Source organism: Brevibacterium sp. SMBL_HHYL_HB1 (genome assembly GCF_018208375.1).
Taxonomy (GTDB): domain Bacteria; phylum Actinomycetota; class Actinomycetes; order Actinomycetales; family Brevibacteriaceae; genus Brevibacterium; species Brevibacterium intestinavium.
Genome location: NZ_CP062936.1, coordinates 163,608 through 180,998, shown reverse-complemented (window position 1 = coordinate 180,998; position 17,391 = coordinate 163,608). Strand labels below are relative to the sequence as shown.

At 67.9% G+C, this 17,391-nt stretch carries 14 protein-coding genes and 1 tRNA gene; 8 read left to right on the top strand and 7 right to left on the bottom strand.

Annotated features, from left to right (window positions below; genetic code table 11):
* Positions 1-65: 65 nt before the first annotated feature.
* A complete protein-coding gene (locus IG171_RS00835; RefSeq protein WP_212129117.1) occupies positions 66-983 on the bottom strand; it encodes a LysR substrate-binding domain-containing protein in 918 nt (305 codons plus the stop codon).
* Between the two features lie 86 nt (positions 984-1,069).
* Here IG171_RS00835 and IG171_RS00830 point away from each other — a divergent pair, with 86 nt between their 5' ends.
* Entirely contained in the window at positions 1,070-2,236 is a 1,167-nt protein-coding gene (locus tag IG171_RS00830; RefSeq protein ID WP_212129116.1) for a putative sulfate exporter family transporter, read from the top strand.
* 390 nt (positions 2,237-2,626) lie between these two features.
* Here the strand turns inward: IG171_RS00830 and IG171_RS00825 are convergent, their stop codons facing one another.
* Entirely contained in the window at positions 2,627-3,250 is a 624-nt protein-coding gene (locus IG171_RS00825) for a GNAT family N-acetyltransferase (RefSeq protein ID WP_212129115.1), read from the bottom strand.
* A gap of 215 nt (positions 3,251-3,465) precedes the next feature.
* Here IG171_RS00825 and IG171_RS00820 point away from each other — a divergent pair, with 215 nt between their 5' ends.
* Together IG171_RS00820 and IG171_RS00815 are read left to right on the top strand one after the other, a co-directional pair.
* Positions 3,466-3,792: a GNAT family N-acetyltransferase gene (locus IG171_RS00820; protein WP_212129114.1), complete on the top strand. Its 327-nt coding sequence runs from the start codon at positions 3,466-3,468 to the stop codon at positions 3,790-3,792.
* Between the two features lie 256 nt (positions 3,793-4,048).
* Positions 4,049-5,506, top strand: a complete 1,458-nt coding sequence (locus tag IG171_RS00815; RefSeq protein ID WP_212129113.1) for an NAD-dependent succinate-semialdehyde dehydrogenase — start codon at positions 4,049-4,051, stop codon at positions 5,504-5,506.
* Between the two features lie 158 nt (positions 5,507-5,664).
* Here the strand turns inward: IG171_RS00815 and IG171_RS00810 are convergent, their stop codons facing one another.
* The 3 genes from IG171_RS00810 to galU all read right to left on the bottom strand — a co-directional run bounded on the left by IG171_RS00810 (position 5,665) and on the right by galU (position 9,532).
* Positions 5,665-7,794: a hypothetical protein gene (locus IG171_RS00810; RefSeq protein ID WP_212129111.1), complete on the bottom strand. Its 2,130-nt coding sequence runs from the start codon at positions 7,792-7,794 to the stop codon at positions 5,665-5,667.
* 132 nt (positions 7,795-7,926) lie between these two features.
* Positions 7,927-8,544 (bottom strand): GNAT family protein, encoded by a 618-nt coding sequence (locus tag IG171_RS00805; RefSeq protein WP_212129109.1) that lies wholly within the window; start codon positions 8,542-8,544, stop codon positions 7,927-7,929.
* 85 nt (positions 8,545-8,629) lie between these two features.
* The gene (galU, locus tag IG171_RS00800; protein ID WP_212129107.1) at positions 8,630-9,532 is read right to left on the bottom strand and encodes a UTP--glucose-1-phosphate uridylyltransferase GalU; all 903 of its coding nucleotides are present in this window, start codon (positions 9,530-9,532) and stop codon (positions 8,630-8,632) included.
* Positions 9,533-9,720: 188 nt separating this feature from the next.
* Here galU and IG171_RS00795 point away from each other — a divergent pair, with 188 nt between their 5' ends.
* From IG171_RS00795 to mscL, 4 genes are all read left to right on the top strand, one after another.
* The gene (locus IG171_RS00795) at positions 9,721-10,275 is read left to right on the top strand and encodes a 5-formyltetrahydrofolate cyclo-ligase (RefSeq protein ID WP_249203902.1); all 555 of its coding nucleotides are present in this window, start codon (positions 9,721-9,723) and stop codon (positions 10,273-10,275) included.
* Positions 10,276-10,436: 161 nt separating this feature from the next.
* On the top strand, positions 10,437-10,745 hold the full coding sequence (locus IG171_RS00790; RefSeq protein ID WP_212129105.1) for an FmdB family zinc ribbon protein: 309 nt from the start codon (positions 10,437-10,439) through the stop codon (positions 10,743-10,745).
* Between the two features lie 105 nt (positions 10,746-10,850).
* Positions 10,851-11,480 carry an SAF domain-containing protein gene (locus IG171_RS00785; RefSeq protein WP_212129103.1) on the top strand — a complete coding sequence of 210 codons (630 nt, stop codon included), beginning with the start codon at positions 10,851-10,853 and terminating at the stop codon, positions 11,478-11,480.
* A gap of 224 nt (positions 11,481-11,704) precedes the next feature.
* Entirely contained in the window at positions 11,705-12,169 is a 465-nt protein-coding gene (mscL, locus tag IG171_RS00780) for a large conductance mechanosensitive channel protein MscL (protein WP_212129102.1), read from the top strand.
* Positions 12,170-12,274: 105 nt separating this feature from the next.
* Here mscL and IG171_RS00775 read toward each other — a convergent pair whose 3' ends face one another.
* Both IG171_RS00775 and IG171_RS00770 read right to left on the bottom strand, forming a co-directional pair.
* Positions 12,275-12,496, bottom strand: coding sequence for a hypothetical protein (locus tag IG171_RS00775; protein ID WP_212129100.1), 222 nt, complete (start codon positions 12,494-12,496; stop codon positions 12,275-12,277).
* Complete coding sequence (locus IG171_RS00770; RefSeq protein WP_212129098.1) at positions 12,489-17,123, bottom strand: DUF4011 domain-containing protein; 4,635 nt, start codon at positions 17,121-17,123, stop codon at positions 12,489-12,491. The genes IG171_RS00775 and IG171_RS00770 overlap by 8 nt, the downstream gene beginning before the upstream one ends.
* Before the next feature lie 107 nt (positions 17,124-17,230).
* Between IG171_RS00770 and IG171_RS00765 the strand changes: the two genes are divergently transcribed.
* Positions 17,231-17,303 (top strand) — tRNA-Arg (locus IG171_RS00765).
* Positions 17,304-17,391 lie beyond the last annotated feature (88 nt).

Here is a 17,391-nt window from a genome sequence, read left to right as displayed (position 1 = left end):
AGCGCACGCCGCGGATGAGCGCACGCCGCGGAGGCGGGGATGAGCGCGCCGCCGCCGAGGCGGGATCACCCCAGGGTGCTGATCATGTGTTCGAGCAGCATGCTCGCCCCAGACGACAGTCGGCGCTTGGGCGACCACACGGCGTGGAGTTCGCGGGAGAGGTCGACGCTGTCGTCGACGGGCAGCGGCAGCAGTCGGCCGGCTCGGAAGTCGTCGCGCAGGGCGAGTTCGGACAGCACGACGGGGGCGACGGCCGTGGCCGCGGCGATGCGCAGCGCGGAGTTCGACCCGTATTCGCCGGCCACCCGCACACCGCCTGCCTCGGACAGGGCGGAGTCGATGGCCTCCCTCGTGCCCGAACCGAGCTCCCGGACCAGCAGCGGCACCTGCGCGAGCGCCTCGGCGGTGATCGGCTTCGTCCACGATGCGGCGAAGCTCGGAGCGCAGGCGATCATCAGCCGGTCGCGGCCGACGACCGCCGCCCGCATGCCCGCCGGCAGGGACACGGACTCGATGAGACCGAGATCGCAGCTCTGCCGCCGCACCCGGTCGATGACGGTCGCGGAGTTCTCCACGGACAGTCCGATGCCGATGTCCGGATGGGCGGCCCGGAAGGTCGTGAGGTGGTGGGGCATGAGGTATTCGGCCACGGTCAGCGAGGCACTGACCTTGACGGTGCCGGCACGGGCTTCCTGGATGGCACGGACCCCGGCGTTGAGGGTGCCGTAGGCTTCGATGACCTTCGAGGCCCACTCGGCGACGGCCTGCCCTTCGACGGTGAGTTCGGTCCCCCGCGGCGAGCGCCGCAGCAGCGGGACCTTGAGGTCGCGTTCGAGGTTGCGCAGGCTGCGCGAGGCGTTGGGCTGAGCCAGGTCGAGCTTGGCCGAGGCCTGGCCGATCGAGCGCGCATTTCCGCTGAGAGCCACCAGCAGCCCCAGAGCCTGGAGCTCGGGCCAGTTCTTCATGTCCCCGAGATCATGCATACGCCCATCATGGCATATCAGATCCATATGGGTCCTTTCGGAATCGACGTCTACTGCCGATGTGCGCACATTGTCAGACTGAAGTCATGAATCGCATCATCTCTCTGCTCCCCGGCCTCGGGGTCGCCGCCGCGGCGACGGCCATCGCCTGGCCGATCTCCATGGTCCAGCCCGTCCTCTCGCCGCTTCTAGTGGCGATCGTCTTGGGCATCCTGCTCGGCAACTTCGTTCCGAATCTGCCCGAGACCTTCTCCCCCGGACTCAACTTCGCGGCCAAGCCTCTGCTGCGGCTGGGCATCGTCGCACTCGGCGCGCAGGTGGTGCTCGATGACATCCTCGATCTCGGCTGGCTCGTCCTCGTCCTCGCCGCCGTCATCGTCACGGTCGGCATCGTCTCCGGGCTCGGCCTGGCCCGGGTGTTCAAGGTCGACAAGGACCTCGCCGTGCTCATCGGCTGCGGCTTCGGCATCTGCGGTGCCGCCGCCGTCGCCGGTGTCGAATCGACCCTGAAGTCGAAGAAGGAGGATGTGGCCGCCGCGATCGGCCTCGTCGTCCTCTTCGGCACCCTGATGATCGCGATCGTCCCCTCGCTGTCGACGGCCTTCGGACTGGTCCCGGAGACGGCAGGGATGTGGGGTGGGGCCTCCACCCACGAGGTGGCTCAGGTCGTCGCGATCGGCGGCATCATCGGCCCCGCCGCGCTCGAGATCGCCGTTCTCGTCAAGCTCGCCCGCGTCATCATGCTCGCCCCCACCGTCGCCGTCTTCAGCTATGCGGTCCGGCGCGGAGAAGCGAAGTCCCTGGCAAGTGTGCAGTCGACCACCGCCGAGGCCGGAGCCGGGTCCGGGGCAGGGTCAGGGGCCGATGCCAGAGCCGAGGCCGGTGCCGAAGCCAACACCGCGGCGAGCATCGACGGCGGTGCCGGTTCGCCGGACGATCCCTCCTCGGGGACGGTGTCGACGAAGACCGAGGCGGCCCCGGTCAAGGCCAAGCGGCCGCCGATCGTGCCGCTGTTCGTCCTCGGCTTCCTCGCCATGGCCGCGCTGCGCACGTTCGGGCTGCTGCCGGAGTTCGCGATCACGGGGCTGAGCTGGATCCAGACCGTGTGTCTGGCCATGGCGATGTTCGCCCTCGGGCGCGGGGTCCAATGGCGGTCGCTGAAGAACCTCGGGGCCGGACCGATCGGTCTGGCCGCCACGGTCACGGTTATCGTCGCACTCCTCGCCCTCGGCGGAGCGCTGCTGCTGACCTGATCGCAGGTCTGTGCACTCTTCCATCCGGCCGGCGGGCGTCCCTGTCGGCCGGATCGACACAGCTGCCTCGACGGATTGTCGTGCCCGCGATGGTGTTCTGGGGCCGAGCTTCCGAGACTGGGTTTCCAGGGCCGCGTCCCGGCGGAACCGAGCACAGTGTGGACGGGCCGACACCTCCTTCAAACAGCGGTCGTGATCGGACATTTTTCAGCGCCGAAAGTATCCGATCATGACCACTTTCTGCCGCCGCGACCCTCGTCAGCACCCCATCCAGCCAGCGGCCTCGCCCAGCCCAGCGGCCCCAGCCCCAGCCCCACGGCCTCAGCCTCAGCCCAGCGGCCTCACCCAGCACAGCGGCCCAGCCAGCCCCGCTGCCCCAGCCAAACCGCCTCAGTTCAGACGCTTGCGCAGCAGCACGAATTCGAGGTCGTCGACCTTCGGCAGTCCAAAACGTTCGTCGCCGTAGGGGAAGGGCTCGACTTCGCCGGTGCGCTCGTAGCCGCGACGTTCGTAATAGGCGATGAGGTCCTCACGCTTGTTGATCACGCTCATCCGCACCGAGTGCGCACTCCACCGTTCGGCCGCCCACGCCTCGGCGAGGTCGATCAGCGCCGAACCCAGCCCCTTGCCCTGCCCCTGCGGGGAGACCGCGAGGACGCCGAGGTAGGCCTGTCCGTCGGTGGGTTCGCGCAGGTAGACGCTGGCCACGGCCCGCGACCGACCGTCGCGGACGAGCAGGATCACGGAGTCCTCCTCGGCGAGCATGTCCCCCGCCATCTCCGCATCGAGACGCTGACCGCCGATGATGTCCGCCTCGGACGTCCACCCCTGCTTCGCGCTCTCTCCGCGGTAGGCCGAGTCCACCAACGCGACGTAGTCGGCGATGTCGGAGGCCATGAGCCTCTCGACCGCGTATCCTGCCTCGTTGAAGTGCAGCCGGTGCGACTCGACCGAGGTGGCCGAAGCGACCCGAGTGACAGGAGTAGCCGGGGTGGCCGAGGCGGGTGAGGACATGGGATCGACTCCTTCATATACGTGCGGACGGGAATCGGCGGCGGTTCGACCGCTCTGGGCGGCCCGAACCGGGGCCGACGGTGGGGGCTGCCCATCAGGTTAGTCGGTTTCGCGACAACGGAACTATAGTGTCGACTGTCAGAGACGGACTCACACACGGTGCCACCGGGACGAAAGCGTGGCAGCGCACGTGCGGAATTTCGGGAGGAATGACCATGGACATCGAGAGCTCGGGAGAGACCTTCACCATCACCGAGGATGCGTCAGCCAAGCGCTTCACCCTCTCCCACGCGGGCACCGTCATCGGTCACGTCGACTACATCGACCGCGAGGCCGGGGCCGACGACACGGCTGAAGGCACCATCCGCACCTTCACCCACACCGAGGTCTCCCCCGAGTGGGGCGGTCGCGGGCTCGCCGCACAGCTGGTGCGCTACGCACTCGAAACCAGCGCCGAGGCGGGGCTGAAGTTCCGCACCACCTGCTCCTATGTGCACGGATTCCTGCAGAAGAACACGGAGTTCGATCAGTACCTCGCCTGAGGCCACCGCCCTCGTCGGCCGGGCCGACGGGCCTGCCCGCCTGCCCCGCCTGAGCAAGGGTCGCTGGCCCCGCCTGAACAAGGGTCGCTGACCCCGCCCGAGGTCGCACCGCCTGCTCCGGACGACGAATTCCGCACAGCGCGTCTGCTCGATGGCCACTACACTGAGCAGAACCGCGCCCTGACAACTCCGGCGAAGACTTCCCCTCGAGCTCACGACGCGGTCATGCCGTGACGACAACCAAGGAGGATCCGTCGTGGACATCAAACCGATCATCGACACACTCAACACCGGCCTGTTCATCGACGGCCAGTGGCGGTCGGCCGAGGGCGGCAAGACCATCGAGGTGCACAATCCCGCCACCGGCGAGACCATCACCACCGTGGCCGACGGTTCCGCCGCAGATGCCGAAGCCGCCATCCGGGCCGCCGGTGAGGCACAGGCCGATTGGGCCGCCACAGCACCCCGCGAACGCGCCGAGATCCTGCGTCGCGCCTTCGAACTGCTCACCGAACGCGCCGATGACATCGCGGCCGTGATGACCGCGGAGATGGGCAAGCCCTTCGCCGAGTCCAAGGGAGAGGTCGCCTACGGCGCCGAGTTCTTCCGCTGGTTCTCCGAGGAGGCCGTGCGCTTCGACGGCGAATACGCCCAGTCGGCCGACGGCAAGACCCGCGTCATGGTCTCACGCGAACCGGTCGGACCCTGCATCCTCATCACGCCGTGGAACTTCCCGCTGGCGATGGGCACCCGCAAGATCGGTCCGGCCATCGCCGCCGGCTGCACCATGGTGTTCAAGCCCGCGAAGCTGACCCCGCTGACGTCGTTCATGCTCGTCGATGCTCTCATCGACGCGGGCCTGCCGGCCGGGGTGCTCAACGTCGTCACCTCGGACTCCGCCCGCCGGGTGGTCACTCCTTGGATGGAGTCGGGCATCGCCCGCAAGGTCACCTTCACCGGTTCGACCGAGGTCGGCGTCAATCTGCTCAAGCAGGCCGCCGACAGTGTCATGAAGACCTCGATGGAGCTCGGCGGCAATGCCCCGTTCGTCGTCTGCGACGACGCCGATATCGACAAGGCCGTCGCCGGAGCCGTCCAGGCGAAGATGCGCAACGGCGGCGAGGCCTGCACCTCGGCCAACCGTCTGTTCGTCCATTCGTCCGTGGCCGAGGAGTTCTCGACCAAACTGGCTGACAGGCTCGGTTCGATGCGGGTCGGCAACGGTCTCGACGACGGCACCGAGGTCGGTCCGCTGGTCGATCAGGACGCACTGGACAAGGTGTCCTCCCTCGTCGACGATGCCGTGGCCAAGGGTGCGAAGGTCCTCACCGGCGGCAAGAGGATCGAGGGCAAGGGCTTCTTCTTCGATCCCACCGTCATCACCGATGTGCCCGCCGACTGCGAGATCCGCACCACCGAGATCTTCGGCCCCGTCGCACCGATCGTCACCTTCGACACCGACGACGAGGCGATCGCTCTGGCCAATGAGACCGAGTTCGGGCTGGCCAGCTACCTGTTCAGCGAGAACCTCGAGCGTGCGCTCGGCCTGGCCGACAGGCTCGAAGCGGGCATGGTCGGACTCAACACGGGCCTGGTCTCGAACCCCGGCGCACCCTTCGGAGGTGTGAAGATGTCGGGTCTCGGCCGTGAGGGCGGAAAGGTCGGCATCGAGGAGTTCCTCGAGATCAAGTACATCGCGACCCCGCGGTCCTGACCACCTCGGCGATCCCGGGGGCGGTCTTCTCCGATTCGCCCGATGCGGCCGACGGCTCTGCCTACGACAGATAGCTCTGGTTCCGCACCGAGCCCTTGGTCGCAGATGGGGCTGTCGCCGCCGGACACGGGCCCAGACTTCGGTCCAGAAGACGGAGCTCAGGCCCGGCGGCGGGCGAGGACGTCGTTGACGGCGCCGAGGTCGGCGGCCTTCGTCGTCCGGATCGCCTTGCGCCCGTGTTCGAGCGGGCCCTCCTCGCGGGCGGAGTCACTGAGTTCGGGACGGTAGCCGAGCTCGGCGGCGAACTGTGCGGCGATGTCCTCACGGCTGCGCGCCTCGGTCTCGTAGGAGCTGGCATCGGCGGCGGTCGCCGAGGGCGCCGGGTGCTCGGCCTCGGGGGCATCGACGTAGCTGGGCACCGGCAGCGGCGTCGGCGACCATCCGTCACGAGACTTCAGTCGCTGCATGAACGGGTCGTCGACCTTCGGTGCCGCCGCGTCGAGTGCCGCACGGACGTCGGCGTCGTCGCTGTCTGTCGCAGCCGTGTCTGCCTCGTCGGGCAGGTCGGACCCGAGCGAAACCGGGGCCGCTGACGTCTCGGCCGCCTGGTCCGCAGCGGCCGCCTCCTCGGCGGCAGTCACCTCGGTCGCGGCAGTCGTCTCAGCAGACAGTGATTTCTCGGCAGACCCCGCCTTCTCTCTGCGACGGTCGGTGGTGTCGTCTGCGGAGTCGGCAGGGGTGCCTTCCTCGACCGCGGGGATCGGTCCCGTCAGCAGCACCTGACGGGTGGTGTGGCCCTCGGTGGCTTCCTTGCGGATGCGCACGAGCGGGATCTCGCCGGTGTCGGCCTCCTCGCGGGCCCTCTTCGCTTCGGTGCTGCGGGCCATCACAGCGCGTGCCTGGGCGGCCTTCGTCGTTCCGTTCCGGCCCCGGGCGGCGGCCGCGATCCGGGCGGCGGTGCCGCTCGACGTCGGCGCCGAGGTCGGTGCCGGACTCGATGTCGGAGCCGCAGTCGGTGCCGAGCTCGACGTCGGGGCCGGTTGCGCAGCCGCGTTCGGTCCCGAAGCCCGGCCGGTGTGCGTGCGCGACGAGGTCCGAGCCGGTGCGGTGCGTTCGGCCGTGGGCGCACGCCGCTGCTGCACGGGAGCGGTCCGCGGCTTCGCCTCGGGCTTCGGTCGATGCTCGAGCCGGCGCAGACGCTTCCTGACCTCGCGGCGGCGCAGGTTGAGGGTGCGCACGATGAGCAGGGAGACGACGCCGAGGCCGAGGAAGACCCCGGCCAGGGCGATATGGACGACGGAGAACAGCGCGAGCACGCTCGTGACGACCACGCCGAGGACCGAGGCCAGGAGGACCAGGGCGAACCCCCGGGTCATCGTGCCCAGCGATTTCAGGGACTCCCGCAGTGTCGTTGCTTGCTCAGTCATCGCATGTTCCTCATCGGCTCCGAGGTTCGGATTGGAATTGAGTGGGCCGCCCGGTCTCGGATCACCCTCGCCGAGGTGACCGCCGCGGCTCGTGCCCGGCTGCACGGTTCGGGGTGCGCCGCCTCGCGCACTCGTCGCTCGCGGATCGTCGCCGGCCGAACGGGCCAAGACCGGATGTCCGTGTGCAGGTCGGCTCTGCCGTCCCGGGTCACCGCCGTACTGGCCGACGCCGTGCTGACCGGTCGGCCGACCGCTGCCCGACTGCCCGGCCGGACGGGAGCTGTCGTCGAACACCGCGTGGACGGCGGGGTGGAGCATCCGGACGTTGCCGGCCGTGGACTGTCCGTGTCCGCCGGTTCCGTGGCTGCCACCCCCACGGCCGGTGGCCGCGTCGACGGTGGTCGCGTGGTCGGTGGCCGCAAATTCGGCGGAGAAAGCCGTGCGGGTCTGCCCGACCGCGACGGGCATGGTCTGAAGCTGGGACTCGGGGTCCGCCTCGGCGACGGGGCCTGTCTCGGCGACGGTGGCCGTTTCGGCGACGGTGGCCGTTTCGGCGTGGCCGTCGATGACGGCCAGCTCCGGGCCGGGGGCCGACAGACTCAGGGCCGGGGCGTCCTCGGCGGTCGAGAGTTCCGGGGCCGGGACCGCGGGCCGGCTTCGGGGCTTGTCGTGGAAGACCTGTGTGCGCTCCGAATGGTCGTGTCCGGGGTTCGGCGCCTCGGCGGCGACGACGGCCGCATTGTCGGGGACCGAGTCGATTTCGGCGCGCGAGAGCTCCGTCGCGGACTTCCGAATCATTGCGGGCACAGCAACGGCGAAGACCACGACGATGGCAATGACGACGATGATGCTGGTGTCCACACTGCCACCCTAAGTTGCGCGCCTCGGCGACGACGTGAAGGTGCCAGGTGTGTCGGTCAAACCGGTCCGAAGTTCACCCAATTCCCAGGTGACGGTGCCAGCCGGCGGTGCGGTGGGAACCCGCGCGCCGACTCAGGGCGCGGTTCGGTCCGAGGCCGGTCCGCCCTGCCCGTATCGGTAGGCGGCGAGCAGACCGTGGGGCACCTCCTCGGCGAGCACGGCGAAGGTGCGGTGGTCGCACCACTGGCCGTCGATGTGCATGTACCGCTTCCGCAGACCTTCGTCGCGGAGGCCGAGCTTGTCGACCACACGCAGACTGGCGGTGTTCTCCGGACGGATGTTGATCTCGATGCGGTGGAGTCCGAGCGTGAAGAAGCAGTGGTCGACGGCCATCGCCACGGCGATGGGAGTGATGCCGCGACCGGCCACACGCGAGTCGATCCAGTACCCGATCTGCCCGGACAGGATCGATCCCCAGTTCAGGCCCGAGACCGTGATCTGCCCGCGGAAATCACCGCCGACCTCGATGGCGAAGGGCACGGACTGACTGCGCTTGGCCTGCCTGTCCTGCATCCGCACCATGCTGCGGAACCCCGGCAGCTCTTGGCCGGGCGCCGGCAGCGTCGCGTCCCAGGGACGCAGCCAATCGCGGTTGAAGCGGCGGACCTCGCGCCACTGCTGTTCGTCTCGGCGACGCAGCGGCCGCAGCACGATATCGGACTGTCGATCAGTCAGGATGACAGGCCACACACGGCTGCCCTCGCTCTCAGGTTCGGTCTCGGTCGGTCCAGAGGTCTCGGCCGACCCGCGGTCTCGGTCGGCCCGGGGGTTCCGGTCAGTCGAGTGTGGGAACGTAGCCCTTGAGCCATCCCTTGAGATCCTCGCCGAGGTCCTCGCGGTCGCAGGCGATCTGCACGACGGCCTTGAGGTAGTCGAGCTTGTCACCGGTGTCATAGCGGGCGCCCTTGAACACGACTCCGTAGACACCGTGGCCGTTCGCCGCTCCGGTGAGCTCCTGCAGGGCGTCGGTGAGCTGGATCTCGTTGCCGCGGCCGGGCCCCGTGGTCTCGAGGACGTCGAAGATCTCCGGGGCCAGCACATAGCGGCCGATGACGGCGAGGTTCGACGGGGCCTCCCCGTTGGCGGGCTTCTCGACCAGACCGGTGACCCTGACGACCTCATCGTCATCGGTGGCCTCGACGGCGGCGCAGCCGTAGAGGTGGATCGCCTCGGGCGGGACCTCCATGAGGGCGACGACGCTGCCGCCTGTCCTCTCCGCAACCTCGATCATCTTCGGCAGGATGGGGCTGCGCTCGTCGATGAGGTCATCGCCGAGCAGCACGGCGAAGGGCTCGTCGCCGACGTGCTGACGCCCCTTGAGCACGGCATGACCGAGACCCTTGGGATCTCCCTGCCGGACATAGTGGATATCGGCCAGCTCAGAGGGATGCCGCACGGCGGCGAGCTTCTCGTCATCGCCCTTCTGCGCCAACGCGGCCTCGAGCCCGTCGACCCGGTCGAAATGGTCCTCGAGCGGTCGCTTGTTGCGCCCGGTGATCATGAGGACATCGCGGAGGCCGGCATCGACGGCCTCTTCGACGACGTACTGGATCGCCGGCTTGTCGACGACGGGGAGCATCTCCTTGGGGGTGGCCTTGGTCGCCGGAAGGAAACGGGTTCCCAGACCGGCGACGGGGATCACGGCCTTGCGAACGGCACGCTGCACTACATCACTCATGAAGTCATCTTAACGAATCTCCCGCCTGCGGATAGGCTGAGGAGCGTGGATCCACGAACTTCGAAGGCGCAGCTGCGATCTCGCATCCGTTCGGCTCGCGCGAACCCTCCCGACACCGAGGCGGGTCCCGGTTCGCCGACATCCTCGTCTCCCCTGCGCCCCACCCCGCCGAGGCGGGCCCCGGATCCGTGGCCGCGCCGGCGTGGGACCTCATCCGCTCGCGCCCGATCCGGTCCCTTCTCGCCTATGCGGCGCTGCCGGGAGAACCGGACCTCGACCCCGCACTCGACCGATTCCTCGCCTCCGGCGGGACCGTCTATCTGCCCGTGGTCACTGAGGTCGGCCGACCGTTGCGGTTCGGGCGGGTCACCGGATCGATGGCGAGCCTGGAGCCGCAGGGCCGGTGGGGCATCCGGGAGCCGCACCAGGACACCGAGCTGCTCAGCCCAGCACAGCTGCTCTCGGCGGAGGTCGGTCTCGACCTCGTCTTCATTCCCGCCCTCGGCTTCGGTGCCGACGGCGCCCGCTTGGGCAATGGGGGCGGCTTCTACGATCGCACCTTCGGCCCGCACGGAGTCGCCCCGCTGGAAGGGGGGCCTCGCGTGATCGGGGTCTGCTTCGCCCGGGAACTCGACCTGCCCGGTCTGGTCGCCAAGGACTGGGATCTGCGCATCCCGGCGGCCGTGACCGAACACGGCCTGCGCACCTTCGACAGCGCTCGAACACAATCGGACGGCGCTTGAACACGACCGGAGGGCACTGACGAGCGAGCCTGATCGCTCCCTCGGGGAATCAGAGCCCACTCGAGCGTGTTCTCGTGTGGATAACCATGTGCAAATCTCGGACCGGTGCGCACGCGACGGCCGGCGTGCACTATAATCTAGCTGTCGAAGAAAGGTCTCGAATGCCCGTCTACTCCTACGCATGCAAAAGCTGTGGTCACGCCTTTGATATCCATCAGGACTTCAGCGACGACTCCCTCACCGTCTGCCCCGAATGCCAGGGCCACCTGAAGAAGGTCTTCGGCACCGTGGGCATCAGCTTCAAGGGTTCGGGCTTCTACGCCACCGACTCCCGTGCGTCCAATTCGAGCACCGTCGGCTCCTCGCGCTCCGAGTCCTCGTCGACGAAGGACTCCTCGCCCGCGGCCTCGAGCTCTCAGTCCTCGAGCTCGTCCGAGTCTTCGGCAGCAAGCACTCCCGCCGCGAGCTGAGTTCGATCACCACTTGAGCACCGTCCACCTGTGGACAGCCGTTGAGCGTCCACAGGCCGGATTCGCTCACTTGCCCGGCCGCACCGGTCATCGCAGGCTCAACGCATGGGCCTTCTGCAGCGCATCCGAAGCACAGCCTCGTCCTGGGCGCGGTCATCGCGCTTCCGACCGCGACGGATCCTCGCCGCACTCTGCCTGGCCTGCGCCTGCGCCCTCATCGTCTGGACCCTGACTCCGAACCGGGCCGGAACCGCGATCGTCGTCGCCACGACGGACCTCGCGCCCGGCGCCGAGCTGCGCTCCCAGGATCTCGGCCTCGCGGACTTCCCACCCGAGCTCGTCCCCGATAAGTCCTTCACTTCCATCGCCGAGGTGACTGGACGGCACAGCTCGGCCGGCCTGTCGAAGGGTTCGCCCCTGACCTCCTCGATCGTGCTCGATCAGCAGGCCCTGCCCGAAGGCAGCGACAGCCTGCTCATGCCGATCCGGCTGGCCGATGATGCTTCGGCGGCGCTGCTGCAGCCCGGGCAGAGGATTCGCCTGTTCTCCTCCCTGCCCGATGGAGGTTCAGAGGTCGTCGTCGAAAAGGTCACGATCGCCCGCCTCGTCGACAAGCCGGAGGGAATAGCCGGCGAATCAGGACAGCTTGTCTCAGTAATCCTCTCTGCCGAGGACGCCGGTCGCGTCGCCGAATTCGCGGGACTGCCGATCAGCTTCGCAATACTGCCCAACTGAGCTTGCCGACGCTTCTCGGTCGGGACGAGCTGCCGGGGCACACTGATAGGCGGTCTCCTGGTGCGAATGAGGCGGCCTTCTCGTGCAAAGTCGGCGATAAAGCCTTTGCTGAGACTCACAGGGGAAATCTGCTGGCAACAAGTTAGCGATGTGTACTATTGGAACGTAATTGAGCTGTTCTCAACCGCATTTCAGTGAACATACACACCGAGAGGCTTTCTCTAATGCTTAAGGGATTCAGAGACTTCATTCTTCAGGGGAATGTCGTCGAACTCGCTACGGCGGTCATCATCGGCGGCGCCTTCACCGCCATCGTCACCGCATTCTCCGACAAGATCATCAATCCGCTCATCGCCGCTGTCGGTGGTGCCGAGGGTCCGGCACTGTCCTTCCAGATCAAGGAGAACGTCGAAGAGACGACGATCGATCTGGGTGCGGTCATCACCGCGGCCATCAACTTCCTCATCGTCGCCGCCATCGTCTACTTCATCATCATCGTCCCGATGAACAAGCTCAATGAGCTGCGCAAGCGCGGAGCTCCCGAGGAAGAAGTTCCTCCGACCACCGAGGATCTGCTCGGCGACATCCGCGAGATCCTGCGTAACCAGACCGCAGCCGCAGGCGGACCCGCCGAAGGCCCGGCCGGCGAAGGCGGCCCCGTAGACCCGAACCAGCCTCCGCGGCACTGAATCCGACTGCACCCTGGTCGATCCCACCCGCGACAGAGAAGGGCCCGCCTCCGGGAGGCGGGCCCTTCTCACGCGTCTGGTCAGCCGTTGTGATGGCCGAGTCGCCTATGACCAGTGCGGCGGTTTCTGCGATCGGTAGTAGTCCTCGCTGAATCCGCCGCCGCCCGTGTCGGCCTCATTGCGCAGAGTGGCGCGATAGCTGCGCTTGGCCGCCTCGAGACGGGCCCTGCGCTCTGCGGCAGCCGCCTCGGTCTCGGCAGATTGCTCAGCCGCCTCGGAGTCCTCAGCGGCACCCGAACATTCGGCCTCGCTGCGGTCCTCAGGCATCGTCGTCCTTCGCACCGGTTGCGGCGTTCCCACCGGTTGCGGCGTTCGCCTCGGTGCTCGAGGACGAACTCGCTTCGTCATCGGTGTCATCGGAGGCGTCGGCCTCCTCGGCGACCTGTTCATTGCTCGCCGTTTCGACGAGACCGGCGGACCGGAGCTCATCGGCCCTGATCTTGCCGGTGTCGAAGCTCGGGAGGATCTCGTCCTCCACAGGACCGGTCGAGTCGGACCGCGGGATGAGCACCTCGGCGCCGGTGACCTTCTTCGCCTGGGCATGACGCTGACGGTAGCGGTCGACGGCGGCCTGCAGCTGGGAATCGCCGCGAGTGGAGCTGCCCTTCTGGGCCAGAGCCGTGCGGAGGAGGTCCTTGATCTCCCCGTCCCCACGGACGACGGCATCGGACTGGATCCAATCGATCATCTGGTCGAGGCCCTCGGCGGAGTACTTGTGCATCGGCAGCCCGGGCACGAGCTTCGGTCGACTGCCGGTGCGGCCCACGACCACCGAGGCGGCCCGCGCGGCATTGAGCACGGCCTGCGGACTCATCGTCTCCACGGTCTCGCGCCAGGCATCGAAGATCTTCTCGGTCTCGGTCTGGGGGTCGACGAAGGCATCGGTCGACCATACGCGCATGAACTTCCACCCGCGCCTGGCCAGCTGTTCGGGCAGGACCCGGTCGCGCTGGCGCAGACTGCGCATCGAGGCGTATTCGGGGCCGTCACCGGCCACGGCGATGATCATGCCGTGCTCGTCCTCGGTCGAGTTCGCCACGGCCAGATCGATGCCGTTGTAGTGTTCGTGGGCGACGACGCCGAGCTGGAGCAGACGATCGGCGATATCGCCCATCAGCGGATCGTAGATCTCACCGTGGGGGCCGGGCTGGCTGACGCCGCCGGCGGCCATCTCCTCGAGCAGGCGCGGCAGCATCACCGCTCCCCCGCTGAGTTTGTTCCGGTCGAAGTCCTCGGCCTCGATGCTCGAGACCAGGGTCAGCCGCTTCCGGGCCCGCGTCATCGTGGCCGCCAGGATCCGCCTGCCGTCGGCACCCGACAGCGGGCCGAGGTCGTGGATGACCCGGCCGTGGACGGTCCGACCGTAGCCGAGGGTGAAGATCACAGCGTCTCGGGACATCCCCTGAACGCGTTCGGCGTCGGTGACGACGAAGGGCTCCTTCGACGAATCGCTGAAGAACGCGGCGACATAGGGCAGGTCCTTCATCGCCCGTGAGATCGCGGTGGCCACACGCTGCGCGTGGTGCGGGGTCAGCGCGACGACGGCCAAGGACTCCCGAGACCGGTTGCGCGCGTGCTTGAGCACGAGTTCGACGACGCGTTTGACCTCGGCATCGGGGCTCTCGACCCGACCGGTGCCGATGTCCGTGGGGCCCCGGCCATCGGCGACATAGGAGAACTCGAGACCGCTGCCTTCGCCGGTGTGCGCCGTCGGCAGCGTCGAGATCGTCGAATCGTAGAAGTGCCGGTTGGCCAGATCGATCAGGCCCACCGGGGACAGCCGGTAGGAGTTCGACAGCCGCATGCGCGGCAGAAACTCGCCGAGGCGGTCCTGCACCGAACGCGGATGATTCCCGTCGTCCATCCCGAAGCGGTCGACCGCGATCGAGAACGGACGCGGTCCCAGCAGCCGGGAGTCGCCGAGGGAGATGACCTGGCGGGCTCGGGTGATGCCGGGAACGACGTCGGCGACCGACAGCCGGCCGGCATCGGCGATGACGACGGCGTCGAAGAGCGGGAGGGCGGAGAACAGTTCGGGAACCGTGTACGGACTGCCCATCCACACCGGTGCCAGGGTCGTGAGCAGTTCGGGCGCCTGGGAGGAGATCCGCTTCACCGAGGTGTGCTTCGCCAGCAGCTCCTGCTTGATGACTCCGGCGGAGATCGGGTCGGAGTCGATCCCGCGCTTCCAAGCTTGAGCGTGGTTGTAGCGCAGCCGGGAGGCACCGGCGGCGACGAAGGCGCGGTCGTTCTCACGGAAGTCCTCGGCCACCTGGTGCAGGGCGGCACCGTCGTGACGGCCGATCGCCGGATCCTCACTGGCCATGGTCTGCAGCACCGAGGCCCAGTAGGCGAGGTCGAATTCGGGTCCGACCAGCGAGTCGTCGACCTTGCGGCGACGCAGATCGGCCATGAGGTCGGTCAGCCCCTCGGCGTCGAGCTCACGCTGCAGTCGGGAGCGTTCGGGCAGTTCGGCCAGGTTCTCCGAGTCACGGCCCATCGCCTCGGTGCGGGCCTGCAGCTCCTCGATGAGCATCGAACCGAGGTCTCCCCCGTCCGGAGTGGTCTCGAGGATCGGCGAGAGCTTGGCCATATCGGCTTCGACGCTCTGGAGGATCTCATCGGCTTCCAGCACACCGCGCGGGATCTGCGGGCGCCCGTCGTGACCGGAGAGGTCGGACAGGATCACACGCTGAGCGCGGACATCGATGAGGGCGGAGTGGAGGTCGGCGACCTCGGCGCCGGGCCGGAGGAACTCCTGAGCCGACTTCTTCAGTCGACGACGCTGCAGCATGCCCATCTCCACGCCGACTTCGGCCCGGTACTCGGGTGTGCCGGTGGCGGCGATGAGGTCGTCGAGGCGGTGGTCGTAGACATCGGGGGCGAAGCTGTCGAGGGTCTTGCGCACTCGCAGCAGCACGCGGATCGCCTTCGCCCAGCCGTCGATGTTGCGGCGGGGGTTGAGCTGGGCCTTGGCCAGCACGGGCTCGGTCGCGGACACGAGGTCCGGGATCATCCGGCCGAGGCGTTCGGCCACGGTGCGGGCGGCTTCGGCCTCTTCGACGGAATTGAGGTCGGCACCGAACCAGACGGTGTCTTCGACATCGAGGGTGAAGGCCCCCAGGGATGCGAGCTGGCCGAGTTTGCCGCGCAGGATGTTCCGACGGTCCTCGCTGGCGCCGAGGATGTCCTCGTCGAAGCGCACCGGGGTCTGCGGGGAGTTCTCACCCGAGGTCAGCTCCGCGAGGTGCTGCATGGTCTCGTAGACGGAGACATCCCAAGGCTCGCGCCTGCGATGGAGGGAGGAGACGTGGTCGGACAGTGTGGCCCGCTGCTCGTTGAGCTCGGAGAGCAGCTTCGACAGGTCCGGTCGTTCGGACTTCTCGGCCGAACCGATGAGTCCGATGAGCTGTTTGCGGATGTTCTCCGAGCCTTCGCGGGTGTCGACGGCGAAGTCGCTCAGTCCCACCGAGGCGAGGCGGGAGGAGAAATCGTCGAGCGCGTCGGAGGTCTGGGCCAGGAACAGCACGCTCTTGCCGGTGTGGGCCAGTGTCGTGGCCACGGCGACGGCGACCTGGGTGGCTCCTGTACCGGGCGGGGTGTCGACGACGACCGAGTGTCCGGAGACGGCGGCATCGACGACGGCCTGCTGATCACCGTCGACGTCGATGACGAGGAACTCCTCCTGCGGTTTCCGGTCCGGCAGCGGGGTGATCGGTTCCTGGAGTGCGGCCGGAACGGCGTCCTCGTCCTCGGCATCGGCGGATTCGGCCTCGGCTGCGGCGTCGGCGGCAGCGGTTCCGTCGGCGGCGACCGATGTTTGGGTCTTCTCGTCGGTCTCGGCCGACGCCTCAGTCCTCTCGCCAGCTTCGGCCGGCGCTTCGGTCTTCACATCATCGGCCGGTGCTTGGGTCTTCGTGTCGGTCTCGGCCGGCGTTTCGGACTCCGCATCGGCGGCCTTTGCATCGGCGGCCCCATCATCGGGAGTCTCGGGCGCAGCCGTGTCATCGGCATCAGTTTCGGGCTCGGCCGTGTCGCGGGCTGCTGAGCCCGGGGTCGATGCGGAGAGGGGCTCATCGGTGATCGGCACGGTCGGCTGGCCGTGAACGTCGTCCTCATCCGTCTCCTCGGCGGCCGTCGGCTGCGGCACATACGAGGGCCCGCCGAGCGCGGCTCGCACCTCCTCGTCGCCGGCCAGCGCACGCAGGACGGGGTGTTGGGTGGGCAGATGATCCGTCGAGAAGGGGGTGGCGATGTTCGCGAACGTCGAGATGATCAGACGCTGGTTGATGCGCAGTCCGGGAACCGACTGCCCCAGGTCCCGGAGCCGGTCGAGGGCAGGACCCGGATCGAAGCCCTGGGGCCCTCCCGTCGCGTCGACCCATTCGTCGACGGGAACCTCGAGGTCGTACTCCGCGCTGAGGTGCTGGACCAGTGCCGGGTTGATCGTGATCTCGTTGCCCAGCACGATCTCGAAGTCCTCGACCCGGGATCCGCGAGGCACGAGCGTGATGTGGCGCATGACCACCGGCGCGTTGAACTTGTACTTGGCGTCCTTCTCCGTCCACGAGGCGAAGCCGATCGCCAGATGAGCAGCGCGGATTCCGCGTTCGTTGTTCAGCTGCTCTGCCTTCGATCGGATGGACTTCGCACGACGACGGGCGTCGGCGAGGATGTCGTGATCGCGGATGAGGCTCGACAGGCGGGTGGCGCGGCCGGCCAGCAGCTGTGCCAGTCCGGAAGGGTGAGCTCCGGAGAGGTCGATGCTGCCGTCACGCGAGTCCCGGAAATGAAGCATAGTGTCGCGACCGCCCAGATGGGCGGCCTGCTTCTTCCACTCGGCGAAGACATCTCCGAGTTCTGGGAACTGTTCGTCTACAACGGAATCCGACACAATTCGACCCTAACGAGAAACTGTTCGCAATAGGTGCTGGCACACCGTGGAACACTGAGGTTTCTTCTACGCTACACTGGGTGATCGTGGTTGACGACGACCATCACGCCCCCGTAGCTCAGGGGATAGAGCACCGCTCTCCTAAAGCGGGTGTCGGCGGTTCGAATCCGCCCGGGGGCGCCGACCGAACACACAGCAGTGAACACAGAGCACCGAGGCGGCCGATTCTTTCCGATCGGCCGCCTCGGCGTTTGTCACGGTTTCCCGA